Origin of the sequence: Pararhodobacter sp. SW119, from assembly GCF_017811755.1 — a bacterium.
GTDB lineage: Bacteria > Pseudomonadota > Alphaproteobacteria > Rhodobacterales > Rhodobacteraceae > Pararhodobacter.
The window spans coordinates 230,015-253,774 of sequence record NZ_JADDJF010000001.1 but is presented as its reverse complement, the minus strand read 5'-3'; the positions used below and the strand labels follow the sequence as shown (position 1 = coordinate 253,774).

The window sequence follows — 23,760 nt, the reverse complement described above, 5'->3', positions numbered from 1 at the left end:
TGTGATCACTGTGAATAATTCAGTGATCACAAATAATCGCTAACCCGCAGAACCGCTTGCCACCCGCGCACGCGGATCGTGGGCGCCGGCGCCTTTCGCCGCCGCAGCCGTGTCGGCCATGCGCGCCAGCGTCCGCGGCAGCCGCGCCCGCAGCACCTGGATGCGACCCTCCAGCTCTTGCGTCACCGCCCCTGGACGCGGCGGATCGGCCAGCGTCGTCTTCCATTCGGCGGGCGGGGCGCGGCCGGCCGCGCGGCCCGGCCAGACCAGCGCCTCCAGCACCGCCGCGGCCTCGGGCGGCAACCGCTCGGGGATCGCATGGCCGCTCAGCGCGCCCCAGATCCGCGTCCAGCAGCGCGCCACCGACCACGGGTTATAGCCGCCGCCGCCCAGCACGATCAGCCGCGGGGTCATCGCGCGCAGCGCCAGCGCCATCGCCGCATGCGCCCCGTTCGACAGCGCCAGCCGCGACAGCGGGTCCTCGCTCACCCCATCGGCGCCCGCCTGCAGGACCACCGCGTCGGGTTCGAACGCCGCCAGCGCGGGCAGGATCAGGCGGTCGCGCACCCGCGCCATGCCGGCATCGCCAAACTCGCGCGGTACCGGCAGGTTGAAAGCGTTGCCGCCGCCGTCGTCGCCCAGCGCACCCGTGAACGGCCACCGCCGCTCCTCGTGTACGGACAGCATCAGAACGTCGCCCGCGCCGCCCAGGCCCGCCTCGACCCCGTCGCAATGATGCGCATCGATATCGACATAGGCGATGCGCCGCATTCCCAACGCCCGCAGCCGCAGGATGCACAGCACCGGATCGTTGAGATAGCAGAACCCGTTCGCCCGGTCCGCCATCGCGTGATGCGTGCCGCCGCCCGGCACATGCACCACGCCGCCCGCGCGCACCAGGTCGGCCGCCAGCATCACGCCCCCCGCCCCGGTCGCCGGGCGGCGGAACATCTCGGGAAAGACCGGATTCGCGAAGGTGCCCAGCCCGTGGCGCGCGCGCGTCGCCGCGTCGACCGCGCCCTCGGCCTCGGCCCGCGCCAGCGCCGCGACATAGGCGGGCGCGTGAAAGGCGGTCAGCGCCGCCGGCTTGGCGCGCGGGCTGGTGCGGTACTGCCCCGCCGGCAGCCAGCCCAGCGCGCGCGCCAGATCCATCACCGTCGACACGCGCGCGATCGCCAGCGGGTGCCGTCCCCCGTAGCTGGAGCGGCGATAGATCTCGGACCCGATGAAGACCGGCGCCTGCATCACCGGACCACGCCGGCCCTGCGATGACGACGACAATGACCGACACCTGCGCGCATCCGGCCCTCCCTTCCCGGTTGCGCGCAAGGTATCGTTTGCCCCCCGTCGATCAAGCGCCCCCTTGGCCTTTTTGCCCCACATGCGCATATAGGGGCCAAAGTCATGTCAGAGAGGACCATCATGCTGGGAATGTCCGAGCCCAAGGCCGCATCCGCCGCGCCGATCATCAAGGATACGACCGAGGCCAGCTTCATGGCCGATGTCGTCGAAGCCAGCCAGGAAGTTCCGGTCATCGTCGACTTCTGGGCCCCCTGGTGCGGCCCCTGCAAGACGCTGGGCCCGGCGCTGGAGGCCGCGGTGACCGCCGCGCGCGGCAAGGTGCGCATGGTCAAGGTCAATGTCGATGAAAACCAGATGATCGCCCAGCAGTTGCGCATCCAGTCGATCCCCACGGTCTACGCCTTCTGGCAGGGCCGCCCGGTCGATGCCTTCCAGGGCGCGCTGGCGCCGTCCGAACTCAAGGCCTTCGTCGACAAGCTGTCCGATCTGGCCGGCGACGGCGGTCTGGGCGAGGTGCTGGACGAGGCCGAGCGGCTGCTCACCGACGGCGCCGCGGTCGAGGCGGCGCAGCTCTACGCCGCGATCCTCGGGCAGGAGCCCGAACAGCCCGCCGCCCTCGGTGGCCTCGCCCGCGCTCATATCGCGATGGGCGAACTTGACCAGGCCGAGGCACTCCTGAACAACGCCCCCGCCGCCATCGCCTCCGCCAAGGAACTCGAAGCCGCGCGCGCGCAACTGGCGCTCGCCCGCCAGGCCGCCAACGCCGGCCCGGTCGAGGACTATCGCGCCCGGATCGAGGCCGACCCCGACGACCACCAGGCGCGTTTCGACCTGGCGCAGGCGCTGCACGCCCGAGGCGACGCGGCGGGCGCCATCGACGAGTTGCTGGAGCTCTTCCGCCGTGACCGCGACTGGAACGACGGCGCCGCCAAGACGCAGCTTCTCACCGTCTTCGACGCGCTCAAACCCAACGATCCCCTTGCGCAGAAGGGCCGCCGCCGACTCAGTTCGATGATATTTGCCTGAACGCCCCTGCGCATTAGCTGTAGGTCCATGAGCAAAGCCAGCGACCTGCCCGAAACGATCCCGATCTTCCCGCTTCCGGGGGCGCTGCTTCTGCCGCGCGCCCGGTTGCCGCTGCATATCTTCGAGCCGCGCTACCTCGCCATGCTCGAGGATTCCCTGAAAACGCGCGAGCGGCTGATCGGCATGATCCAGCCGCGCAGCGTGCCCGGCAGCGAGGCGCCGCGCCTGCATTCGATCGGCTGCGCCGGGCGGCTCACCGCGTTCTCGGAAACCGAGGATGGGCGCTACATGATCACCTTATCCGGGGTCTCGCGCTTTCGCCTGACCGCCGAGGTCGAGGGCTTCGCCCCCTATCGACGCGCGCATGTCTCCTGGGCCGGGTTCGAACGCGATACCGGCCCGACCGAGGCCGACGCTGGCTTCGACAAGCCGGCCTTCCTCGATCTTCTCGTGCGCTATTTCCGCACCGTGGACCTGTCGACCGACTGGGGCAGCTTGAAAGAGGCCGAGGACGAACTGCTGATCAACTCGCTCTCGATGCTCTGCCCCTTCGCGCCGGAGGAAAAGCAGGCCCTGCTCGAGGCGCCGTCGCTCTCCACCCGCCGCGAAACGTTGGTCACGCTGATGGAATTCACCCTCCGCGGCCAGAGCGGCACGCCCGAGGACCAGATCCAGTGACCGACGCCGCTCCCCCACCCGCGGACCGCCCCGCCTTCGACCGCAAGATGCTCGAGGCGCTGGTCTGCCCGGTGACCCAGGGCCGGCTCGGCTACGACGCCCAGCGGCAGGAACTGATCTCGCGCACCGCCCGCCTGGCCTTCCCGATCCGTAACGGCATCCCGATCATGCTGGCCTCCGAGGCGCGCGAAATCGACGTCTGACGCCACTACCGTCGGCGCAGGCCCGCAGGACCTGCGACCCCAAGTCGCCCCCGCCCGAACCGCCGTGACCCGACCCGCGCCCGGACGTCACGCCCACCCACCCGCCCCGTGCCGCCCGGGCGCGGGTCAGCCGTTGGCCACTGGACCCCGGGGCGCGGGCTGCTACACTCCGACTCACCCCGGAACGGAGTCGCCGATGCCCGCCTTCCGCCCCCTCACCGCGCTGGCCGCCCTCGCGCTTCTGGCCGCCTGCGGCACCCCGCTCGAACGCTGCGTCCTGCGCGCAGAGCGCGAGGTTCGCCTCCTCACCGAGGAACTGGCCGAACGTCAGGGCAACCTGATCCGCGGCTATGCCCTTGAGACGCGCATCGTCCCGCGCCTCGGCCCCGCCTGGTGCCGCGACAGCGAGGGCAGGGTCTACAGCTGCGTCGACTGGGTCGACACCCTGCGCGAATTCCGCCGCCCCATCGATCCGCGGGCCGAGCGCGCGCGCGTCGCCCTCCTCGAGGACGCCATCGCCCGCGAACGCCGCATCGCCGATGCGCAGATCGCCGCCTGCCGCACCCAGTTCCCCGAGGAGGGCTGACCCCTCAGCCGCGCAGGCTGCCGCCGGTGGCCTTCGCCACCTTCTCGACGATCTTCGCGCTCACCGCCTCGATCTCCTCCTCGGTCAGCGTGCGCTCCATCGGCTGCAGCCGCACGCTGATCGCCAGCGACTTGCGGCCCGCGCCCATCTGCGCCTCGGCCTTCGGGCCGGCGAACTCGTCGAAGACCCGCACGCTCTCGATCAGCGCCTTGTCCGCGCCCTGCGCCGCCTGCGCCACCACCTGCGCCTCGATGCGCGCATCCAGCACGAAGGCGAAGTCGCGCTCCACCGCCTGCAGGTCGCTGATCGCCAGCGCCGGGCGCGTCGCCTCGGACTTGCGCGGCTCGGGGATCGCGGCCAGTTCGACCGTGAAAGCGACCGCCGCGCCCTTGATCCCGTGGCTGCGCAGCACCCGCGGATGCACCTCGCCAAAGGCCGCCAGCCCCCGTTTTGGACCCAGCGTCAGCCGACCGGCGCGACCGGGATGGAACCAGCCGGCGACCTGCCGGTCGATCTGCACCCGCGCCGGCGCGCCCAGCGCCGCCAGCACCGCCTCGGCATCGGCGCGCGCGTCGAACGCGTCGACCGCCCGGCGGCTGCCGTGCGGATCGCGCGGCCCGGCGTGGCCGACCAGCAACCCCGTCGCGTGGATCGCCTGCTCGCCCGGCTGGCCGCCCGAAAACACCGGTCCCAGCTCGAACAGCGCCAGGTCCGGGATACCCCGCGCCTGGTTGCGCGCCGCCGCCGCCAGCAGGCCGGGCAGCAGGTCCGGGCGCAGATGCGTCATCTCGCTGGAAATCGGGTTCTCCAGCCGCACGGCATCGCCGCCGCCGCCAAAGGCCGCGGCCGACGGCGCGTCGATGAAACTGTAGGTCACGCATTCATGATAGCCCAGCGCCGCCAGCGTCCGCCGCGCCAGCCGCTCGCGCTTCTGCGCCGGCGTCAGGATCGGCGCCGGCACGCCGGCGGGACGCGCCAGCGGCCGCCCCTCCAGCCGCGTCAGCGAGGCCACGCGCGCCACTTCCTCGATGATATCGGCATCGCCCAGCACATCTGGCCGCCACGGCGGCGGCATCACGCTCTCGCCCTCCAGACGGAAGCCCAGCGCCTCCAGGATCGCGCGTTGCTCGGCCTCGGGCAGGTCCATCCCCACCAGCCGCCGCATCGCGTCCGGCTCGAACCGATAGGTCCGCGCGGTCTCGAGCGGCGCGCCATCCTCCGCCAGATCCGACGCCTCGCCGCCGCACAGGTCCAGCACCATCCGCGTCGCCAGTTCCAGCCCCGGCAGCGTGAACTCCGGATCGACACCGCGCTCGAACCGGTAGCGGGCGTCCGAATTGATCTTCAGCGCCCGCCCGGTCGCCGCCACCGTGATCGGGTCCCACCAGGCCGATTCCAGGAACACGCTGGTCGTCGCCGCGGTACAGCCGGTCTCCTCGCCGCCCATGATTCCGGCGATGCTCTCGACCCCGCGCAGGTCCGAGATCGCCATCATCCCCGGCGCCAACCGGTAGGTGCGGCCGTCGAGCGTCAGGATCTCCTCGCCGCCCGCAGCCGGATGGATGCGCAGCACGTCGCCCGAAACCTTCGCCATGTCAAAGGCATGCAGCGGACGGTTGAGGCCGAACGTGAAGAAGTTGGTGATGTCCACCAGCGCCGAGATCGGCCTCAGCCCGATCGCCTTGAGCCGGCGCTGCAGCCAGTCCGGCGACGGCCCGTTCGTCATCCCGCGGATCACCCGGCCGGCGAAATGCGGACAGCCCCGCGCCTTCAGCGCCGGATCGATCTCGACCCGAAGCGGGCTCGCGAAGACGCCGGGCACCGGCACCACGGACAGCGGCTTCAACGTGCCCAGGCCGCGCGCCGCCAGATCGCGGGCAATGCCGCGCACGCCCAGCGCGTCGGGCCGGTTGGGCGTGACCTTGATGTAGAGCATCGGGTCGTTCAGCCCGGCATAGTCGACATAGCGCGCACCCAGCGGCGCATCACCCGGCAGGTCGATGATCCCCTCGTGGTCGTCGGACAGTTCCAGCTCGCGCTCGGAACACATCATGCCGTTCGATTCTTGGCCCCGGATCACGCCGGGCTTCAGATCCACCCCGGTGCCCGGGATATGCGTGCCCACCGGCGCGAAGACCCCGACCAGCCCGGTGCGCGCATTCGGCGCGCCGCAGACCACCTGCACCTCCTCGGCCGCGCCACCCGACTCGTCCAGCACCTCGACCCGGCAAAGCCGCAGCCGGTCGGCGTCGGGGTGCGGCGCCGCCTCCAGGATGCGCGCGATGCGAAACGCGCCCAGCCGCTCGGCCGGGTCGTCGATCTCCTCGACCTCGAGGCCCAGATCGGTCAACGCCTCGGCGATCTCGGCCAGCGTCGCTTCCGTTTCCAGATGGTCCTTGAGCCACGAGAGGGTGAATTTCATCGCCTGTCCCCAAATTCCCTGCCGGCCCCGCCGCAGACGCGCCCGCAGCTTCCCCGCAGCCGGACCGCGCCCCGATTAGCCCAATCGGCGGGCCTTGGAAAGCCGCGCAAACCCCGACCGAATGAAAAGCCGACGGAAGTTCTCCCGCCCCTCGTCAGGCTGTGCGCGTTCCGCGCACGAACCTTCCTCGCGTTGGGCCGGGCGCCGCGCGCTGCGCGCGCGGCGAAAAGAGGCTGCGCAGCGAACGGCAGGCAACCCCCACCTCCCCATACTTTTCCTGTCCGAAAGTATCCCGGGGGGTGAATTGGCGCAGCCAAGAGGGGGGCAGCGCCCCCCTCCCTACCTCTCCCACAGCCCGAACCCGCGGGCTCAAACCTTACGCGATCCCTGCCGCACCGTTCGGAACTGCCATACGTTTGCCATACGCTTGCCAGCCACTTGCCATACGCCCGCCAGCACCCTGCCGGCGCGGCGCGGGGCGCCTCAGCCGCGCGGGTCGGTGTCGTCCTCGTCCTCGTCCTTCTCGTCCTCGTCGGGCAGGTTGAAGAAGCTTTCGGCATCCGAATAATCGGCGCGCTCGCGCTTCTCCTCGGCCATGTCCGAGATCGAGAAATTCTCCAGCCCGGCGATGTTGCTGGGCAGTTTCGGCTCGGCCGGCATTTCCAGCGACTGCTCGGTCGACACCAGGCGGCGCCGCGCGTCGTCGTCCATCACGCCACCCTCGGCGGCTTTCTTCTTCGCCGCCTTCTGCACCTCGCCATCCAGTTCGGACTGCTTGCAAAGGCCCAGCGCAACGGGATCGATCGGCTGGATGTTGTTGATATTCCAATGCGTTCGCTCCCGGATCGCCTGGATCGACGGGTTCGTCGTGCCGACCAGCTTGCGGATCTGCGCATCGGCCAATTCGGGGTGGAACTTGATCAACCACAGGATCGCCGCGGGCCGGTCCTGCCGCTTGCTCAGCGGCGTGTAGCGCGGGCCGCGGCGCTTTTCCTCGCCCTGGGCGGCGGGGTTGTACTTCAGCTTCAGCGTGTAGGCCGGGTCGGCCTCGCCCTTCTTGATCTCGACCTCGTCCAGCTGGTTGTGCGCGATCGGGTCGAACCCCTTGACCCCGGCCGCCACATCGCCATCGGCGATGCCCTGCACCTCCAGGTCGTGCAGCCCGCAGAAATCGGCGATCTGCTTGAAACTCAACGTCGTATTGTCCACCAGCCAGACCGCGGTCGCCTTGGCCATCAGGGGTTTTGCCATCGTCTTGGTCCTTCTCGCTTCCTGTCCTGCGGGCATGCGGCGACGCCCGCCGGGGTCACCGGCCGCGGGCCGGCGGCCGCGCATCCTCGCTTTCGGGGGATGGCGCGTATATAAGGGCCGAAATTCCGCAAGGAAAGAGAAAACATGGCCCCGTCCCGGCTGTTGCGCGCGCTGATCGCAGCCCTGCTTCTGGCCGGGGCGACGCCCGCCGCCGCCGAAGAGCGCGGTTTCGACCACTACCTGCTGGCGCTGACCTGGATGCCCAGCTTCTGCGAATTCGAAGGCGACGCCCGCGAGGACTCGCGTTGCGCGCCGGACAGCGGGCACGGCTGGACGGTCCACGGCCTTTGGCCGCAGCGCACCGGCGGGTCCTGGCCGGAATACTGCGACACCGCGCACCGCAACCCCTCGCGCCGGGAAACGGCGGCGCAGGTCGACCTTTACGGCGCCTCCGGCTCGGCGGGGCACCAGTGGAACAAGCACGGCCGCTGCACCGGGCTCAGCGCGGCGGACTATTTCGCCCTGACCCGCGCGGCCGCAGGAAGGCTGACGCTGCCGCAGGTCTTCGACGCCCTCGATCAAACAATCGTGCTGTCGCCCGATGTCGTCGAAGCCGCCTTCATCGAGGCCAATCCCGGCCTGACCTACACGATGATGCTGACAACCTGCCGGCAAGATGCCATAGTCGAGTTGCGCCTGTGCCTGACGCGCGACCTGCGCCCGCGCCCCTGCGATAACGCCCTGATTTTGCGGGGATGTTCGCTGGACGCCGCCAGGATGCCCGGCCTGCGCTGAACCTCGCGCCGCGACCCTCCGGCGCCGCCCCGCAGCACGATGAGCGGAAAACTGTTGCCGCGATGCCGCAACGCGTTTTTGATCCTTCCGGGGCGTTGTTCTCTCAGCCAGTTCGCCTTAAAATGGTATTCAATCGAACGGTCATGACTCCCTGCTGGCCGCGTCACGTCTTGAAGGAGTGTAACGATGAAAAAGTTGATCGCGTTGACTGCCGCCGCCCTCCTGGCCGCGCCCGCCGCCTTCGCCGGCAGTGCTGCGGCCCCGATGGCCGAGCCCCCGGTGGTGGCGCCGGCCCCGATGGCCCCCAGCATCGACTGGACCGGCCCCTACCTGGGCGTGACCGCCGGTGTGGCGCGCACGACCTGGAACGGCGGCCGCTCGACCGATGGCGCCGCGGCGCTGCATGCCGGCTACAACTACGACCTGGGTGACTGGGTCGCCGGTGGTGAACTGTCGATCGCCCCGGGCTTCAATCAGGAAATCGCCAACCGCGAAGTTCGCTGGGGCGCAGCCGCGCGTCTGCGCGCCGGTCCGAAGTTCGGCCCGGCCGGCAACACCTGGGGCTTCGGCTCGCTGGGCCTGACCCATGTCGAACACAAGCCGGTCGGCGGCGGCGCAAGCCGCAGCAGCAACGGCTGGCTGGTCGGCGTCGGCGCCTCGCACCTGCTGCAGAACAACGTCATCCTGACCGGTGAAGTCAACCACGGCCGTTTCGGCGGCAGCACCGACGTGCGCAGCACCGGCGTGACCGTGGGCGTCTCGTTCCGGTTCTGAACGACCGGGCCGGCAAAAACCGCCAGCCCTTCGGCACAAGAATAGAAAACGGCAGCCCGCGCTGCCGTTTTTTTTCGTTCCAGGGCCAGCCCCGAAGCGGTCACCGCCCGCCCTGTTCCTTCACGGATTCCATCGCGACATGGGTCGAGGTCGACGCGACATGCGGCAGGATCGAGATCCGCTCGGCCAGGATCGCGCGGTAGTTCTGGATATCGGCGCTACGCACCTTCAGCAGGTAGTCGAAGGCGCCCGCGATCATGTGGCACTCCTCGATCTCGGGCGTGGCGCGCACGGCGGCGTTGAACGCCTTCAGCGCCACCTCGCGCGTATCGGACAGCTTGACCTCGACAAAGGCGATATGGTCGTTGCCCAGCCTCGCATGATCGACCAGCGCCTGATAGCCGGTGATGTAGCCCTCGCGCTCCAGCCGTTTCAGCCGCGCCTGCGTGGGCGATTTCGACAGGCTGATCCGCCCGGCGAGTTCGGTGACGCTCAGCCGGCCCTCCTGCTTCAGGATGCGCAGAATCGCGCGGTCGAAATCGTCGATGGCGTCGCGGGACATTGAACTGCCTTTCCTGACAACTGCAGGCGAATACGCCGAACTTAGGGCAGAATCGGGAAACGGGAATTAAAATCTCGCGGTAAGCTACGGAAGATCGACCCCACAGACAAAACGGTGCTGCCTTGCCCCTTCCCGACGCCATCCTGCATGCCATCCCGCGCGACGAGGACGCCTGCGTCGCAACCCTGATCGAAACCGCGGCCCTTGACGCCACCGCGCGCGCCCGCATCGCCGCGGCCGGCGCGGACCTCGTCCGCCGCATCCGCTCCAGCGCGCGCCCCGGCCTGATGGAGGTCTTTCTGGCCGAATACGGCCTCTCGACCGACGAGGGCATCGCGCTGATGTGCCTGGCCGAGGCGCTGCTGCGCGTGCCGGACTCGCTGACCATGGACGCGCTGATCGAGGACAAGATCGCGCCGTCGAACTGGGGCAAGCACCTGGGCCATTCGTCGTCGTCGCTGGTCAACGCCTCGACCTGGGCGCTGATGCTCACCGGCCGCGTCCTGGACGAGGGCGAGCCGGGCGTCGCCAGCAACCTGCGCGCCGCCGTCAAGCGGCTGGGCGAGCCGGTCATCCGCACCGCCGTCGGCCGCGCCATGAAGGAGATGGGCCGCCAGTTCGTGCTGGGCGAAACCATCGAGGCCGCGATGCGCCGCGCCCAGGGGATGGAGGCGAAGGGCTACAGCTATTCCTACGACATGCTGGGCGAAGCGGCGCGCACCGGTGACGACGCCAAGCGCTATTTCGACGCCTATTCGCAGGCGATCCGCGCCATCGGCAAGGCCGCGACCAAGGGCGACATCCGCGCCAATCCCGGCATCTCGGTCAAGCTTTCGGCGCTGCACCCGCGCTACGAGGAAGCCCAGCGCGACCGGATCATGGACGAACTGGTGCCGCGCGTGACCGAACTTGCCCGCATGGCCGCCGAACGCAGCATGGGCTTCAACATCGACGCCGAGGAGGCCGACCGCCTGGCGCTCTCCTGCGACGTGATCGCCGCGGTGCTGGCCGACGAAAACCTCGCCGGCTGGAACGGCTTCGGCGTCGTCGTGCAGGCCTACGGGCCGCGCGCCGGCGCCATGATCGACTGGCTGCACGCGCTGGCCGAACGGCTGGACCGCAAGGTCATGGTCCGGCTGGTCAAGGGCGCCTACTGGGACACCGAGATCAAGCGCGCCCAGGTCCTGGGCCTGCCGGGCTTTCCGGTCTTCACCGCCAAATCCGCGACCGACGTCAGCTACATCGCCAATGCCCGCAACCTGCTGGCCAAGGTCGACCGCATCTATCCGCAATTCGCCACGCACAACGCCCACACCGTCGCGGCCGTTCTGGACCTTGCGCGCAGCATGGGAACCGACAAGCGCGCCTTCGAATTCCAGCGCCTGCACGGCATGGGCGAACGCCTGCACGACCTGGTGCTGGAGGGCGAAAAGACCCGCTGCCGCATCTACGCCCCGGTCGGCGCGCATCGCGACCTTCTCGCCTACCTCGTCCGGCGCCTGCTGGAGAACGGCGCGAACTCGTCCTTCGTCAACCAGATCGTCGATGACGCCGTCCCGCCCGAAACCGTCGCCGCCTGCCCGTTTGACACCTACGCCGCGCGCAAGCCGCGCCCGATCCGCACGGGCCCCGACCTCTTCGCGCCCGAGCGGCCGAATTCCAAGGGCTTCGATCTGACCGACCGGCCCGAGTTGCAGGCGATAGACGTCGCGCGCACGCCCTTCGCCGACCAGCGCTTCACCGCCGCCCCGATCCTTGCCGCGAAGGCCGAAGGCGGCGCGACCTATACCGCCCGAAACCCCGCCCGCCCCGACGACATCGTGGGCGAGGTGACGCAGGCCACGCGCGCCGATGTCGCGGCAGCGCTCGACGCCGCCCGCCCCTGGGACGCCCCGGCGGCAGAGCGCGCAGCGGTACTCAACCGCGTCGCCGACCTCTACGAGGAAGACTACGGCCGCATCTTCGCGATCCTCTCGCGCGAGGCCGGCAAGTCCCAGCTCGACGCGGTGGGCGAATTGCGCGAGGCGGTGGATTTCCTGCGTTACTACGCCTCCCGCATCACCGAAGGCATGCGCCCGCGCGGCCGGATCACCTGCATCTCGCCCTGGAACTTCCCGCTGGCCATCTTCACCGGCCAGATCGCGGGCGCGCTGGCCGCCGGCAACGCGGTCCTCGCCAAGCCCGCCGAACAGACCCCGCTGATCGCCGCCGCCGGGATCGCGCTGATGCACCGCGCCGGCGTCCCCGCCACCGCGCTCCAGCTTCTGCCCGGCGAAGGCGCCGAGGTTGGCGCGGCGCTGACCTCGGATGCGCGCGTCGACGGGGTGGTCTTCACCGGCTCGACCGAGACCGCGCAGGCGATCCGCAAGGCGATGGTCGCAAACCTTGATCCCGGCGCGCCGCTGGTGGCCGAAACCGGCGGCCTGAACGCGATGATCGTCGACTCGACCGCACTGCCCGAACAGGCGGTGCGCGACATCCTCGCCTCGGCCTTCCAGTCGGCGGGGCAGCGCTGCTCGGCGCTCAGATGCCTTTACGTGCAGGAAGACGTTGCCGGCCACCTGCAGGACATGCTCTTCGGCGCGATGGAAGAGCTGAAGCTGGGCGACCCCTGGCACCTGCCCACCGATGTCGGCCCGGTCATCGACGCCGACGCCCGGCAGGACATCGCCGACTATGTCGCCAAGGCTAGGGCCGAGGGGCGCGTGCTGAAGGAACTCGACACCCCGGCCGAAGGCCATTTCGTCGCCCCCGCCGTCGTCCGCGTCAGCGGCATCCAGGACCTCGCGCGCGAGATCTTCGGCCCCGTCCTGCACCTTGCCCGCTTCAAGGCAAAGGACCTCGCAAAGGTCATAGCGGACGTGAACGCGCGCGGCTACGGGCTGACCTTCGGGCTGCACACCCGCATCGACGACCGCGTGCAGGACGTGGTCGAGGCGGTGCGCGTCGGCAACCTCTATGTCAACCGCAACCAGATCGGCGCCGTCGTCGGCAGCCAGCCCTTCGGCGGCGAGGGGCTGTCCGGCACCGGCCCCAAGGCCGGCGGGCCGGACTACGTGCCGCGCCTGGCCGCGCCCGCCCCGGCCACGCCCTCCGCATCGGCAGGCGACACGGCAGGTTCGGCGGATATCTCCGCGCTCGAACGCCAACTCGCCAAGCCCCCGGCGGCCGCGGTGGTCGAGACGCTGGACCTCCCCGGCCCGACCGGCGAATCGAACCGCCTCCAGCTCAGCCCGCGCGCGCCCGTCCTCTGCCTCGGCCCCGGCCGGGCGGCCGAAGCCGCGCAGGTCGAGGCCGTGCGCATGCTGGGCGGCCGGGCCATCGCCGCCGGCGGCACCGTGCCCGCCGACTGGCTGGCGCGCGCGACCGGGTTCTCGGCCGCGATCTGGTGGGGCGATACCGACACCGCGCGCGACCTCGCCACTGCGCTGGCCGGTCGCAAGGGGCCGATCCTGCCGCTGATCACCGCGATGCCCGACCGCGCGCATGTCCTCACGGAACGCCATCTCTGCGTCGACACCACCGCCTCGGGCGGGAACGCGCAGCTTCTGGCCGCCGTGTCGGACTGAACAACCTCGCCGATACCCGGGGGGCAGCCTTGCAGCTTGCCCCCCGGCGCGTATAGAACGCGCCAGACCACCCCGCGCGCCGTCACGCACGCGGCTGTCATCGGCCTGTCATGCCATGCGCCTACCACCGCGCCATCCACAGGAACCACGAAGGGGACCCCGATGCGCACGCTTCTTCTCGCTCTCGCCGCCACCGCCCTGGCCGGCGGCGCGCTGGCCCAATCCGGCCCGCTGGTCATCTACACCTCGACCCCCAGCGATCAGATGGATCAGCTGGTCACGCGCTTCAACGAAACCCACCCTGACATCCAGGTCGACTACTTCCGCTCCGGCACGACCGAGGTGATGAACCGGCTCGAGGCCGAATTCGCCGCCGGCAACCCGCAGCCTGATGTCCTGCTGATCGCCGATACCGTGGTGATGGAGGGGCTGAAGGCCGAAGACCGCCTGCTCCCCTTCCCCGACGCCGTGACCGACGGCACCGACCCCGCCCTCCACGACGCCGACGGCACCTACTTCTCGACCAAGCTCATCACCACCGGCTTTGCCTACAACACCGAACGCGTCACCGACCCCGCGACCACCTGGGCCGAACTTTCCGACCCCACCATCGCCAGTCGCCTGACCATGGCCAGCCCCCTCTATTCCGGCGCCGCGATGATCCATGTCGGCACGCTGGCGGCGACCGACGGCTTCGGCTGGGACTATGTCGAGGCGCTCGCCACCGGCGGGGCGCTGGCCGGGCGCGGCAACGGCGGCGTCCTCTCGGCCGTCGCCACGGGCGAGGCGGACTACGGCATCATCGTCGATTTCATGCCCCTCAACGCCGCGGCCGACGGCTCGCCCATTGCCTTCGTCTTCCCGGACGAGGGCGTGACGGCGGTGACCGAACCCGTGGCGATCCTGTCGACCGCCGCCAATGTCGAAGCCGCGCAGGCCTTCGTCAACTGGCAGCTGTCCGAGGAAGGCCAGCGCTTCGCCGTCGAACAGGGCTACCTGCCGCTGCGCGCCGATGTCGGCCGCCCCGCCAGCTTTCCCGACACCGAGTTCCGCGTGATCCAGGCCGATCCCGCGCTCCTGCTCGAGCAGTCCGAGGACATCAAGCGCCGCTTCGCCGAGCTTTTCGGCGGCTGATGACCCCGGGCGCCGCGCGCAGGCTGGCCGGCTGGCGCCCGGCCCTTTCGGCCGAGGCGCTGCTGCTCGCGGCCCTCGGCGTCTACGTCCTCGGCCTCTGCGTCCTGCCGCTGCTGCGCCTTCTGGCGCTGGTCCTCGACGGCGGCGTGACCCAGGGCGCGGGGCTTCTGGCGCAGACCTGGGCCAGCCCCGCCGCGCGCACCGCGACCCTCAACACGCTCGACGCCGCCCTCTGGGCCACGGCCCTGTCGACGCTCCTTGGCGGCGGCATGGCGCTGCTGGTCAGCCTGACGGACGTGCGCGGGCGCGTCGCGCTCGTCTTCCTGCTGATCCTGCCGCTTCTGATTCCGCCGCAGGTCTCGGCGCTGGCATGGCTGTCATTGATCGGCCCGCAAAGCCCGCTCTGGGCGTTGCCGGGGCTCGACGGGCTCCGCCCCACGCGCAACCCGCTGCTGGGCCGCGAAGGCGTGATCCTCGTCATGGGCATCGAACACGCGCCGATGGTCTTTCTGGCCCTGCGCGCCGGCCTCCGCGCGCTGCCGGGCGAATTGATCGACGCCGCCCGCGCCGCCGGCTCGCGCCCCTCGGGCACCGTGGTCCGGGTGGTCCTGCCCCTGATGCTGCCCGCCGCCTCGGCCGGCGCCGCGCTCGCCTTCGTCTCGGCCATCGGCAATTTCGGCGTGCCGGCGCTGCTGGGCATTCCCGGCCGCTTCCCGGTCCTCTCGACGCTGATCTACCAGCGCCTCTCGGGCTTCGGCCCCACCGCCCTGCCCGAGGTCGCAGCACTCGCCCTCATCCTCGCCGGCATCGCCGCCACCGGCATCGCCCTGCAGGCCTTCGCGCTGCGCCGCTTCGCCGTGCCGACCGACCGCACCGCCGGCGGCCACCGGGGCTTCACGCTGGGGCGCGCGCGCGGACCGGTCACCGCGGCGGCCTGGGCGCTGATGACGCTGATCGCACTCCTGCCGCTGGCCGCGCTCGGCGCGCAGGCGCTGGTCCCCTCGGTCGGTGTGCGGCTGACCCCCGCCACCGCGACGCTCTCGAACCTGATCGAGGTGGTGACCAGCCTCGGCACGACCCGGCGCGCCTTCGTCAACAGCCTGACGCTGGCCACGCTCGCCGCCACCCTGACGCTCGCCGCCGCCATTCCGCTCGCCTGGCTCATGGCGCGCGGCTCGCGCACCGCACGGCTTCTCAACCTCGCCGCCGACGCGCCCTATGTGCTGCCGGGCATCGTGCTCTCGATCGCCTTCATCCTGACCTTCCTGCCGCCGCTGCCGCTTCTCGGCATCAGCCTCTACAACACGCTCTGGATCCTGCTTCTGGCCTATCTCGCGCGGTTCTTCGCGCTGGCCCTGCGCCCGGTCGTCGCCGCCCTCGCCCAGCTCGACCCGGCGCTGGAGGAAGCCGCGCGCAACGTCGGCGCCCGCGGCCTGCGTCGGCTTTTCACCATCGTCCTGCCACTGGTCGCCCCGGCGGCCGGGGCCGGCGCGATCCTCGTCTTCCTCGGCGCCTTTTCCGAACTCACCGTCTCGGCGCTTCTCTGGTCGCGCGGGAACGAGACTCTGGGCGTCGTCATCTTCTCGCTTTATGACGAGGGGCGAACGACCATGGCGGCGGCGGTCTCGGTCTGGGTGCTGGCCGTGGTCCTCGCGCTGGCGGGCGCTATCTCGCTTCTTGCCCGCCGCCTGCCGGAAGGAGTGCTGCCATGGCAGTCGTGACCATCGCCGATCTGGGCTTCACCGCCGGCGGGGCGCAGATCCTCGACCGCGTCGGGCTGGAGATAGCCGAGGGCGAGTTTCTCGCCCTGCTCGGCCCCTCGGGCTGCGGCAAGTCGACGCTCCTGCGCCTGATCGCCGGGTTCGAGCGCGCCAGCACCGGCGAAATCCGCCTCGACGGCCGCCCCGTCTCTGCCCCCGGCCTGCATGTCCCGCCCGAGGATCGCCAGATCGGCATGGTCTTCCAGTCCTACGCCCTCTGGCCGCACATGGATGTCGCGGGCAATGTCGGCTACGGGCTGCGCGTGCGACGCTTGCCCGCGTCCGAGCGCATCGCCCGCGTGGCCCAGGCGCTGGAAACCGTGGGCCTCGGCGGGTTTCAGAACCGCCGCGTGCAAAGCCTCTCGGGCGGCCAGCGCCAGCGCGTCGCCCTCGCGCGCTGCCTTGCCATGCGCCCGCGCCTTCTGCTTCTGGACGAACCGCTGGCCAATCTCGACGCCCATCTGCGCGAGACGATGGTCGAGGAATTTCGCCGCCTGCACCGCGCGACCGGCGCCACCATCCTCTACGTCACCCACGACCAGGCCGAGGCGATGGCGCTGGCCGACCGCATCGCGGTGATGGACAGCGGCCGCATCCTGCAACTCGCCCCGCCCGACCGGCTCTGGCGCGAACCCGCCTGCGCCACGGTCGCGCAATTCCTCGGCCGCGGCCAGATCGTCCCGGTCGAGGTGATCGCCCCCGGCCCCCCCGCCCGCGTGCGCCTTTTCGGGCAGGAACTGATCCTGCGCGCGCCTCACGGCCTCAGCCCCGGCCCGGCCCGCGCCTGCCTGCGCCGCACCGACCTGCACCCCGCGACCGAGGGGTTTCCGGCGCTTCTCGCCGACAGCCGGCGGCTGGGCGACCGGCACATTCTGACCCTCTCGCCCGAGGACACGCCGGACGTCCTGCTGCGCGCCGAGGCCGCCTATCCCCCCGCCGCCAACGGCGTCCTGCGCATCCGCGTCGCCGACGGCTGGGTCCTGCCCGGCCCGACCGAAAGCCTGCCCGCGCAACCCGCTCGCCGCACCCCCCGCGCCTGAAACGGGCCGGACGACGCGCCGGCCGGGAGCCCGGCAGAAATGAACGGAATTCCCTCCGCAGGCCCGCACTCGGCGGTTAAAATCCGGTTGACAAAAAATACGTTTCTACATGAAAACATTGGCTTGCGCCTTTGCTCAAGCTTGCGCACGTCCACCTCGCCGGGCTTTCCGATCAGTCCGCCACCGCCGCCACCGCGGCGCGCAATGCCCGCGTAAACGCCGCCTCGCCGTAAAGATCGTTGTGCCCGGCGGCCACCGTCTCGTCAAAGACCAGCCGCGGCGCCCCCGCGCGCAGCGCCGCCCGCAACGCCTCGGTCCGCGCCGCCGGCACGATCGAGTCCCGCGCCGCAGTGATCAGCGCCACCGGCAGATCCGCCCCCGCCAGATCCGCCGCCGGCGCCATCCGGTGGCGCAGGAGGAGCCGCACCGGCACCCAGGGGTAATGCGCGCCGGCCAGCGCGGTCAGCGAATCGAACGCCGTCACCAGCACCAGCCCCGCCACCGGCCGCGCGCCCGCCAGATGCGCCGCCGGCCCCGCGCCGATGCTGAACCCGACCACCACCACCCGCCCGGCCTCCAGATCGTCAAAGATTGCCACCGCATCCGCCAGCAGCGCCGCCGCCCCCGGCCGCCCGGTGCTGGGTCCGTAGCCGCGATAGTGAAACGCCACCACCTCGTGCTCGGGAAAGACCTGCGCCAGGTACCGCGCCATCGCCGCCCCGTCCCAGGCATTGCCGCCGAACCCCAGCAGCACCGGCGCCCCTTCGGCACCCCCCGCCGGGCGCAACCGATGCCCGACCAGCACCACCCCGTCCGGCCGCGCCACCTCCAGCCGCTCGGCGCCCGGCGGCAGATCCGGCCCCGGCCCCATCGCCCAGCGCGGGAACAGAAGCGCCGTCTGCGCCAGCGCCAGCACCGCGATCAGCACCGCATAGATCGCCACCGCGCCGAGAATTAGCTTCACAAACCAGACCATCCCGCGCCTCCGCCCGCAACATCGCAGCGCCGCGCCGCGCCATCAACCCACAGGTTTCCCCGCGCCCCTTTCCTTTGCCGGCCTTACCCCCTATGAGGGCGCGCGAAACCACGGGAGCCGGGCATGAAGGGCAGCGCGAACCTCAATCTGATGATCAAGGCGGCGCGCCGGGCCGGGCGCAGCCTGGTCAAGGATTTCCGCGAGGTCGAGAACCTGCAGGTCTCGGCCAAGGGACCGGGCGACTTCGTCTCCAAGGCCGATCTGGAGGCCGAGCGCATCCTGCGCGAGGAACTGCTGGACGCCCGCCCCAACTACGGCTGGCTGGGCGAGGAAACCGGCACCACCGAGGGCACCGATCCGACCCGCCGCTGGATCGTCGACCCGCTCGACGGCACCACAAACTTCCTGCACGGCCTGCCGCACTGGGCGATCTCGATCGCGCTGGAGCACAAGGGCGAGATCATCGCCGGCGTCGTCTACGACGCCGCCAAGGACGAGATGTTCCAGGCCGAGAAGGGCCTCGGCGCCTTCATGAACGACCAGCGCATCCGCGTCTCGGGCCGCTCGAAGATGATCGAATGCATCTTCGCCACCGGCGTGCCCTTCGGTGGCCGCTCGACCCTGCCCGCGACGCTGCAGGACCTCGGCCGCCTGATGCCGGTCTGCGCCGGCGTGCGGCGCTGGGGCTCGGCCGCGCTCGACCTCGCCTATGTCGCGGCGGGGCGCTACGACGGGTTCTGGGAACGCGCCCTCAACCCGTGGGACGTCGCCGCCGGGATCCTGCTGGTGCGCGAATCCGGCGGCTTCGTGGCCGGCCGCACGGCGACCGAGAACCCGCTCGACAGCAAGCTGATCCTGGCCGGCAACGGGCAGGTGTTCGAGCAGTTCGCCGGGATCATCCGCAACCCGGCCTGACCGCCGGCTCAATAAACCGCCGTGACCTCGTAGAGCACCGGCTCGAAGCGTGAACACATCGCGGCGATGGCGCGGTTGCGCTTGCGCATCTCGGCGGTGCGCAGCATCGCCTGGAAATCCTCGCGCCGGGTCCAGCGCGAATAGGTGGCGATCCGGGTCTGCGCGTCGTTGACATGGATCGCCGCGCCCAGGAACCCCGGCTGGTGGCGGATCACCTCGTCATAGGCGGCGGTCAGCGCCTCCAGCAGGTCGGTGCAGGTGCCGGGCGTCATCTCGAAGGTGGAAATCACGGTCTGGCCGGGGGCGTCGGAAGGAATATCGAGCATGGCGGGGCCTCCTCGCTGGCGGATCAGGCTGGCGCGTCCATTCTGGCACGCTTTGCCCGGCGATGCATCCTCCCCTTGATCGTCCCGGCGGGATGGTTAAGTCTCAGGCTACCTCGGGGTGCCCCTGATCGGGCTGAGATGCGTCGCGCGAACCCGTTGAACCTGACCCGGTTCGGACCGGCGGAGGGAAGGTGACAGGTCCGCCTCCACCCCCGACCCGCCCGTCGCAGATGGAGGATGAAACATGCGCTATCCGACACTCGCCGCGGGACTGCTGGCGGCCACCGCCACCGCGGCCCCGATGGCCACCCAGGCCCAGACCCCCGAACTGCTCGTCTACACCTACGACAGCTTCGTCAGCGACTGGGGCCCCGGCCCCGCCGTGACCGAGGCGTTCGAGGCCGTCTGCGACTGCCGGCTGAACATGGTCGGCGTCGGCGACGGCGCGGCGCTGCTGGCGCGGCTGCAGCTGGAAGGCGACCGCGCCGCGGCCGATGTCGTCCTCGGCCTCGACACCAACCTGACCGCGCGCGCCGCCGCCACCGGACTTTTCGCCCCGCACGGGGTGGAGGCCGCGCTGGACCTGCCGGTCGCCTGGGAAGACCCGCTGTTCCTGCCCTTCGACTGGGGCTGGTTCGCCTTCGTCCATGACCGCGAGCGCCTGCCGAACCCTCCTTCGAGCTTTCGTGAACTTATCGACAGCGACCTCAGCATCGTGATCCAGGACCCCCGCTCCTCGACCCCCGGCCTCGGCCTGTTGATGTGGGTCGAAGCCGCCTATGGCGAGCAGGCCGCCGAGATCTGGGCAGGGCTCGCCCCGCGCATCCTCACCGTGACCTCCGGCTGGTCTGAAGCCTACGGGCTGTTCCTGGAGGGCGAGGCCGACATGGTCCTCAGCTACACCACCTCGCCCGCCTATCACCTGATCGCCGAGGACGACGCCAGCAAGGCCGCCGCCCCCTTCGACGAGGGGCACTACCTGCAGATCGAGGTCGCGGGGGTGCTGGCGTCGTCCGAGCAGCCCGACCTTGCCCGGCAGTTCATGGAGTTCATGACGTCCGAGGCGTTCCAGTCGATAATCCCCACGACCAACTGGATGTACCCCGCCGTCACCCCCGAAGCCGGCCTGCCCGACGGGTTCGAGACGCTGCACCAGCCCGACACCTCGCTCCTCTTCCCGGATGCCGAGGCGGCGGCGATCCGCAATGCCGCGCTCGACCGCTGGCTGAACGCGCTGGCGCAATAGCGGGCGCGGCGGTGGCCCGGCCCCTTCCGACCGCCCGCAAGGGCCGGGTCCGGGCCCCGATCCGGCGCGGGGATTTCCCCGCGGGGAAATCCCGTGGGGTCATAGACTGCCCCCGACACGGCGCCCGGCGACCCCACGCGCCCCCACATTTCCACGCGGTAAAATGCACCCCGGCATCCTCCCCTTTCCCCGCGGGGAAACCCTTAACGACTTCCTATTTCCCCGCGGGGAAACGCGCCCACCCCGTCCCATCCCGCCCCGATTACCCTGAGGAGAGATCCCGCGAGGTCGTGGGCCACTCCCATAGCGCCCCGCGGCGCGGCACCCGTCGCCCGCCTGCGCCCCCGCAATTCCCCGCGGAAAAATGCACCCCGGCATCCTCACATGTCCCCGCGGGAAAAGCCTTAACGATTTCCTATTTCCCCGCGGGGAAATGCAGTTCGGCATCCTCCCATGTCCCCGCGCGGAAACCCTCAACGTCTTCCCAATTCCCCGTGGGGAAATGCGCCCCCTCCGTCCTATCCCGCCCCGATTACCCTGAGGAGAGATCCCGCGAGGTCGTGAGCCACCCCCATCGCGCCCCGCAGCGCGGCATCCGACGCCCGCCTGCGCCCTCGCATGTCCCCTCGGGGAAATGTTCCTTAACGATCTCCTATTTCCCCGCGGGGAAATGCATCTCGGCGTCCTCCCATGCCCCCGCGTTGAAACCCTTAACGTCTTCCCAACTCCCCGCGGGGAAATGCACCCCCTCGTCTTCGCATTTCCCCGCGGGGAAATGCGGGCCGCGCGCGCGGGGGGCTGCGCGCCGGATAACCCTCACCCACTGGCCCGCCGTGCCACGACACCGGGCCGGGGCGCGCGCATGAGCACCGCCGCCGCCCCCGGCGCCGCCGCGGCCGCCATCGTGCGGCTTCCCGCTCCGCCCTTGCCCTGGCGCAGACCCCTGCCGTTGGCGCTGGGACTTGCGGCCGGCGCGGTGGTCCTCGTGCTGCTCGCCCTCAACCTCGGCGCGCTGGCGGCGGTCGGCTGGCGGGCCGATCCGGGCAGCGCGGTCTTTCGCGCCGCCGACTGGGCGGCGCTGCGCTTCACACTGCTGCAGGCGGCGCTGTCGGCGCTGATCTCGGTCGTGCTGGCGATCCCGGTGGCGCGCGCACTGGCGCGCCGCCGCTTTCCGGGGCGCGGGGCGCTGATCGTGCTGATGGGCGCGCCCTTCATCCTGCCGACGCTGGTCGCCGTCGTCGGCGTGCTGGCGGTGTTCGGACGGGCCGGCATCGCCAATCAGGCGCTGGCCAGCTTCGGCATCCCGCCGGTTTCGATCTACGGGTTGCAGGGGGTGCTGGTCGCGCATGTCTTCTTCAACCTGCCGCTGGCGACGCGGCTGATCCTGCAGGGCTGGGGCCGCATTCCGGCCGAGCACCTGCGGCTGGCGGCGTCGCTGGGCTTCGACCGGCGCGCGATGTGGCGCCATGTCGAGGGGCCGATGCTGCGCCAGGTCGTCCCCGGCGCGCTGGCGGTGATCTTCCTGATCTGCCTGACCTCGTTCGCGGTGGCGCTGACGCTGGGCGGCGGGCCTCGCGCAACGACACTGGAACTGGCGATCTATCAGGCGTTCCGCTTCGAGTTCGACCTCGGCCGCGCCGCCCTTCTGGCGCTGGTGCAGGCGGCGGTCGGCATCGCGGCCCTCCTGATGCTGGCGCGGCTGGCGCTGCCGGTCGGCGCGCTCTCGGGCCTCGACCGTGCCGCGCCGCCCGCGCCGGGCGCGCTGTTGCGGGGGCTGGACGGCGCGGCGATCGTTCTGGCCGCGGCGTTCCTTCTGGTGCCGCTGGCGCTGGTCGTCTGGCGCGGCGCGCCGCACCTGCTGTCGCTGCCCGGCCCGGTCTGGACGGCAGTGCTGCAGTCGCTTCGCGTCGTGGCGCTGTCGGTCACGCTGCTCGCACTCTTCACCCTCGCGCTGGCGCTGGCCACGCTCTGGACACGTCGCGGCGCCTGGGTGTTCGAGCCCGTCGGCCTCAGCGCGCTGGTCGCCTCGCCGATGGTGATCGGCACCGGGCTTTTCATCCTGACCTTTCCGCATGCCGACCCGGCGCGGCTGGCGCTGCCGGTCACCGCGCTGGTCAATGCCGCGATGGCGCTGCCCTTCGCGCTGCGTGCCGTCCTGCCCGCGCTGCGGCAGGCCGAGGCCGACTACGCCCGCTTGTCGGCCGCACTGGGGCTTTCGACCGCGGCGCATCTGCGGCTGGTTCTCTGGCCCCGGTTGCGCCGGCCCTTCGGCTTCGGGCTGGGGCTGGGGGCGGCGCTGTCGATGGGCGATCTGGGCGTGATCGTCCTTTTTGCGCAGACCGGGGGCGAGACGTTGCCGATGCAGCTCCACCGCCTGATGGGCGCCTACCGGACGGCGGATGCGGCCGGGGCGGCGCTGCTTCTGCTGATCCTCGCGCTGGGGGCGTTTGTGCTGATCGAGCGGCTGGTGGGCGGAAAGGAGCCGCGCCATGCTGGAACTTGACGGGTTGCGGATCGAACAGGGCGATTTCCGCCTGGCCGCCGACCTGACGGTGGCCGAAGGGGCGCGGGTGGCTATCATGGGCCCGTCGGGCGGGGGGAAGTCGACTTTGCTGGGCGCCATTTCGGGTTTTGTCGAATTGACCGCCGGCAGCATCAGGTGGCAGGGCAAGCCGCTCGACCCTCTGCCGCCCGCAAAGCGCCCGCTGAGCATCCTCTTTCAGGACCACAACCTGCTGCCGCACCTGAGCGCGTTCGAGAATGTCGCACTCGGCCTCGATCCCAACCTGCGGCTCTCGGCCGAGCAGCGGCGTCGGGTCGAGGCGGCGCTGGACCGGGTCGGCCTGCAGGGACTGGGCGCGCGCCGGCCGGCGGAACTGTCGGGCGGGCAGATCAGCCGCACCGGGCTGGCGCGGGTCCTGTTGCGGGCGCGGCCGCTGATCCTGCTGGACGAGCCCTTTTCCGCGCTGGGGCCGGCGCTGAAGACCGACATGCTGGACCTTGTCGAAGCGATCACCGCGGAACAGGAAGCGACGCTGCTGATGGTCACCCACGACCCCGCCGACGCGCGGCGGATCTGCCCCGAGGTGGTGGTCGTCGCCGAAGGCCGCGCCGCACCCCCCGCCCCGACCGCGGACCTGCTGGACAACCCGCCGCCGGCGCTGGCCGCCTATCTGGGCTGAGCCGGCAACGCAA

20 protein-coding genes and 1 riboswitch are annotated in these 23,760 nt (G+C 70.9%); of the genes, 14 read left to right on the top strand and 6 right to left on the bottom strand.

The window, feature by feature from the left end; translation table 11 throughout:
* Positions 1-39: 39 nt before the first annotated feature.
* Positions 40-1,245 (bottom strand): acetoin utilization protein AcuC, encoded by a 1,206-nt coding sequence (locus IM708_RS01150; protein WP_209424601.1) that lies wholly within the window; start codon positions 1,243-1,245, stop codon positions 40-42.
* Between the two features lie 177 nt (positions 1,246-1,422).
* On the opposite strand from IM708_RS01150, the gene trxA reads away from it, so the two are divergent.
* The 4 genes from trxA to IM708_RS01130 all read left to right on the top strand — a co-directional run bounded on the left by trxA (position 1,423) and on the right by IM708_RS01130 (position 3,795).
* Entirely contained in the window at positions 1,423-2,328 is a 906-nt protein-coding gene (trxA, locus tag IM708_RS01145; RefSeq protein WP_209424600.1) for a thioredoxin, read from the top strand.
* A gap of 27 nt (positions 2,329-2,355) precedes the next feature.
* Complete coding sequence (locus tag IM708_RS01140; RefSeq protein WP_209424460.1) at positions 2,356-3,006, top strand: LON peptidase substrate-binding domain-containing protein; 651 nt, start codon at positions 2,356-2,358, stop codon at positions 3,004-3,006.
* A gap of 47 nt (positions 3,007-3,053) precedes the next feature.
* Positions 3,054-3,209, top strand: coding sequence for a Trm112 family protein (locus tag IM708_RS01135; RefSeq protein ID WP_209424599.1), 156 nt, complete (start codon positions 3,054-3,056; stop codon positions 3,207-3,209).
* A gap of 196 nt (positions 3,210-3,405) precedes the next feature.
* Entirely contained in the window at positions 3,406-3,795 is a 390-nt protein-coding gene (locus IM708_RS01130) for a hypothetical protein (RefSeq protein WP_209424459.1), read from the top strand.
* A gap of 4 nt (positions 3,796-3,799) precedes the next feature.
* Here IM708_RS01130 and pheT read toward each other — a convergent pair whose 3' ends face one another.
* Both pheT and IM708_RS01120 read right to left on the bottom strand, forming a co-directional pair.
* Positions 3,800-6,217: a phenylalanine--tRNA ligase subunit beta gene (gene pheT / locus IM708_RS01125; protein ID WP_209424458.1), complete on the bottom strand. Its 2,418-nt coding sequence runs from the start codon at positions 6,215-6,217 to the stop codon at positions 3,800-3,802.
* Between the two features lie 483 nt (positions 6,218-6,700).
* The gene (locus tag IM708_RS01120; protein WP_209424457.1) at positions 6,701-7,468 is read right to left on the bottom strand and encodes a cell cycle transcriptional regulator TrcR; all 768 of its coding nucleotides are present in this window, start codon (positions 7,466-7,468) and stop codon (positions 6,701-6,703) included.
* A gap of 144 nt (positions 7,469-7,612) precedes the next feature.
* Here IM708_RS01120 and IM708_RS01115 point away from each other — a divergent pair, with 144 nt between their 5' ends.
* Positions 7,613-8,263, top strand: a complete 651-nt coding sequence (locus IM708_RS01115; RefSeq protein ID WP_209424456.1) for a ribonuclease T — start codon at positions 7,613-7,615, stop codon at positions 8,261-8,263.
* Positions 8,264-8,449: 186 nt separating this feature from the next.
* On the top strand, positions 8,450-9,037 hold the full coding sequence (locus tag IM708_RS01110) for an outer membrane beta-barrel protein (protein ID WP_209424455.1): 588 nt from the start codon (positions 8,450-8,452) through the stop codon (positions 9,035-9,037).
* 100 nt (positions 9,038-9,137) lie between these two features.
* Here the strand turns inward: IM708_RS01110 and IM708_RS01105 are convergent, their stop codons facing one another.
* A complete protein-coding gene (locus tag IM708_RS01105; protein WP_209424454.1) occupies positions 9,138-9,599 on the bottom strand; it encodes an Lrp/AsnC family transcriptional regulator in 462 nt (153 codons plus the stop codon).
* A gap of 122 nt (positions 9,600-9,721) precedes the next feature.
* Here IM708_RS01105 and putA point away from each other — a divergent pair, with 122 nt between their 5' ends.
* The 4 genes from putA to IM708_RS01085 all read left to right on the top strand — a co-directional run bounded on the left by putA (position 9,722) and on the right by IM708_RS01085 (position 17,102).
* A complete protein-coding gene (gene putA / locus IM708_RS01100; protein ID WP_209424453.1) occupies positions 9,722-13,168 on the top strand; it encodes a bifunctional proline dehydrogenase/L-glutamate gamma-semialdehyde dehydrogenase PutA in 3,447 nt (1,148 codons plus the stop codon).
* Positions 13,169-13,330: 162 nt separating this feature from the next.
* Complete coding sequence (locus IM708_RS01095) at positions 13,331-14,302, top strand: ABC transporter substrate-binding protein (RefSeq protein ID WP_209424452.1); 972 nt, start codon at positions 13,331-13,333, stop codon at positions 14,300-14,302.
* The gene (locus IM708_RS01090; protein ID WP_209424451.1) at positions 14,302-16,023 is read left to right on the top strand and encodes an iron ABC transporter permease; all 1,722 of its coding nucleotides are present in this window, start codon (positions 14,302-14,304) and stop codon (positions 16,021-16,023) included. The genes IM708_RS01095 and IM708_RS01090 overlap by 1 nt, the downstream gene beginning before the upstream one ends.
* Complete coding sequence (locus IM708_RS01085) at positions 16,011-17,102, top strand: ABC transporter ATP-binding protein (protein ID WP_209424450.1); 1,092 nt, start codon at positions 16,011-16,013, stop codon at positions 17,100-17,102. Before IM708_RS01090 ends, IM708_RS01085 begins: the two co-directional genes overlap by 13 nt.
* Before the next feature lie 172 nt (positions 17,103-17,274).
* Here the strand turns inward: IM708_RS01085 and IM708_RS01080 are convergent, their stop codons facing one another.
* Positions 17,275-18,078, bottom strand: a complete 804-nt coding sequence (locus tag IM708_RS01080) for an alpha/beta fold hydrolase (protein WP_209424449.1) — start codon at positions 18,076-18,078, stop codon at positions 17,275-17,277.
* 123 nt (positions 18,079-18,201) lie between these two features.
* On the opposite strand from IM708_RS01080, the gene IM708_RS01075 reads away from it, so the two are divergent.
* Positions 18,202-18,993 carry an inositol monophosphatase family protein gene (locus IM708_RS01075; RefSeq protein ID WP_209424448.1) on the top strand — a complete coding sequence of 264 codons (792 nt, stop codon included), beginning with the start codon at positions 18,202-18,204 and terminating at the stop codon, positions 18,991-18,993.
* An 8-nt stretch (positions 18,994-19,001) separates the two neighbouring features.
* On the opposite strand, the gene IM708_RS01070 is transcribed toward IM708_RS01075, so the two are convergent.
* Positions 19,002-19,319 carry an antibiotic biosynthesis monooxygenase gene (locus tag IM708_RS01070; protein WP_209424447.1) on the bottom strand — a complete coding sequence of 106 codons (318 nt, stop codon included), beginning with the start codon at positions 19,317-19,319 and terminating at the stop codon, positions 19,002-19,004.
* Positions 19,320-19,423: 104 nt separating this feature from the next.
* A riboswitch (TPP riboswitch) is annotated at positions 19,424-19,525 on the top strand.
* Between the two features lie 38 nt (positions 19,526-19,563).
* Between IM708_RS01070 and thiB the strand changes: the two genes are divergently transcribed.
* The 3 genes from thiB to IM708_RS01055 all read left to right on the top strand — a co-directional run bounded on the left by thiB (position 19,564) and on the right by IM708_RS01055 (position 23,747).
* On the top strand, positions 19,564-20,565 hold the full coding sequence (thiB, locus tag IM708_RS01065; RefSeq protein ID WP_209424446.1) for a thiamine ABC transporter substrate binding subunit: 1,002 nt from the start codon (positions 19,564-19,566) through the stop codon (positions 20,563-20,565).
* 955 nt (positions 20,566-21,520) lie between these two features.
* A complete protein-coding gene (locus IM708_RS01060) occupies positions 21,521-23,068 on the top strand; it encodes a thiamine/thiamine pyrophosphate ABC transporter permease ThiP (RefSeq protein ID WP_209424598.1) in 1,548 nt (515 codons plus the stop codon).
* Positions 23,055-23,747: an ATP-binding cassette domain-containing protein gene (locus IM708_RS01055; protein WP_209424445.1), complete on the top strand. Its 693-nt coding sequence runs from the start codon at positions 23,055-23,057 to the stop codon at positions 23,745-23,747. The genes IM708_RS01060 and IM708_RS01055 overlap by 14 nt, the downstream gene beginning before the upstream one ends.
* Positions 23,748-23,760: the final 13 nt, after the last annotated feature.

Bases quoted from the DNA above. Each gene is read 5' to 3' on its own strand.
- IM708_RS01120 (WP_209424457.1), bottom strand. From the start codon at position 7,468: ATGGCAAAACCCCTGATGGCCAAGGCGACCGCGGTCTGGCTGGTGGAC.
- IM708_RS01085 (WP_209424450.1), top strand. From the start codon at position 16,011: ATGGCAGTCGTGACCATCGCCGATCTGGGCTTCACCGCCGGCGGGGCG.
- IM708_RS01080 (WP_209424449.1), bottom strand. From the start codon at position 18,078: ATGGTCTGGTTTGTGAAGCTAATTCTCGGCGCGGTGGCGATCTATGCG.
- thiB (WP_209424446.1), top strand. From the start codon at position 19,564: ATGCGCTATCCGACACTCGCCGCGGGACTGCTGGCGGCCACCGCCACC.
- IM708_RS01055 (WP_209424445.1), top strand. From the start codon at position 23,055: ATGCTGGAACTTGACGGGTTGCGGATCGAACAGGGCGATTTCCGCCTG.
- IM708_RS01115 (WP_209424456.1), top strand. From the start codon at position 7,613: ATGGCCCCGTCCCGGCTGTTGCGCGCGCTGATCGCAGCCCTGCTTCTG.
- IM708_RS01130 (WP_209424459.1), top strand. From the start codon at position 3,406: ATGCCCGCCTTCCGCCCCCTCACCGCGCTGGCCGCCCTCGCGCTTCTG.
- IM708_RS01075 (WP_209424448.1), top strand. From the start codon at position 18,202: ATGAAGGGCAGCGCGAACCTCAATCTGATGATCAAGGCGGCGCGCCGG.
- pheT (WP_209424458.1), bottom strand. From the start codon at position 6,217: ATGAAATTCACCCTCTCGTGGCTCAAGGACCATCTGGAAACGGAAGCG.
- IM708_RS01105 (WP_209424454.1), bottom strand. From the start codon at position 9,599: ATGTCCCGCGACGCCATCGACGATTTCGACCGCGCGATTCTGCGCATC.
- IM708_RS01135 (WP_209424599.1), top strand. From the start codon at position 3,054: ATGCTCGAGGCGCTGGTCTGCCCGGTGACCCAGGGCCGGCTCGGCTAC.
- trxA (WP_209424600.1), top strand. From the start codon at position 1,423: ATGCTGGGAATGTCCGAGCCCAAGGCCGCATCCGCCGCGCCGATCATC.
- IM708_RS01110 (WP_209424455.1), top strand. From the start codon at position 8,450: ATGAAAAAGTTGATCGCGTTGACTGCCGCCGCCCTCCTGGCCGCGCCC.
- IM708_RS01090 (WP_209424451.1), top strand. From the start codon at position 14,302: ATGACCCCGGGCGCCGCGCGCAGGCTGGCCGGCTGGCGCCCGGCCCTT.
- IM708_RS01150 (WP_209424601.1), bottom strand. From the start codon at position 1,245: ATGCAGGCGCCGGTCTTCATCGGGTCCGAGATCTATCGCCGCTCCAGC.
- IM708_RS01070 (WP_209424447.1), bottom strand. From the start codon at position 19,319: ATGCTCGATATTCCTTCCGACGCCCCCGGCCAGACCGTGATTTCCACC.
- IM708_RS01095 (WP_209424452.1), top strand. From the start codon at position 13,331: ATGCGCACGCTTCTTCTCGCTCTCGCCGCCACCGCCCTGGCCGGCGGC.
- IM708_RS01140 (WP_209424460.1), top strand. From the start codon at position 2,356: ATGAGCAAAGCCAGCGACCTGCCCGAAACGATCCCGATCTTCCCGCTT.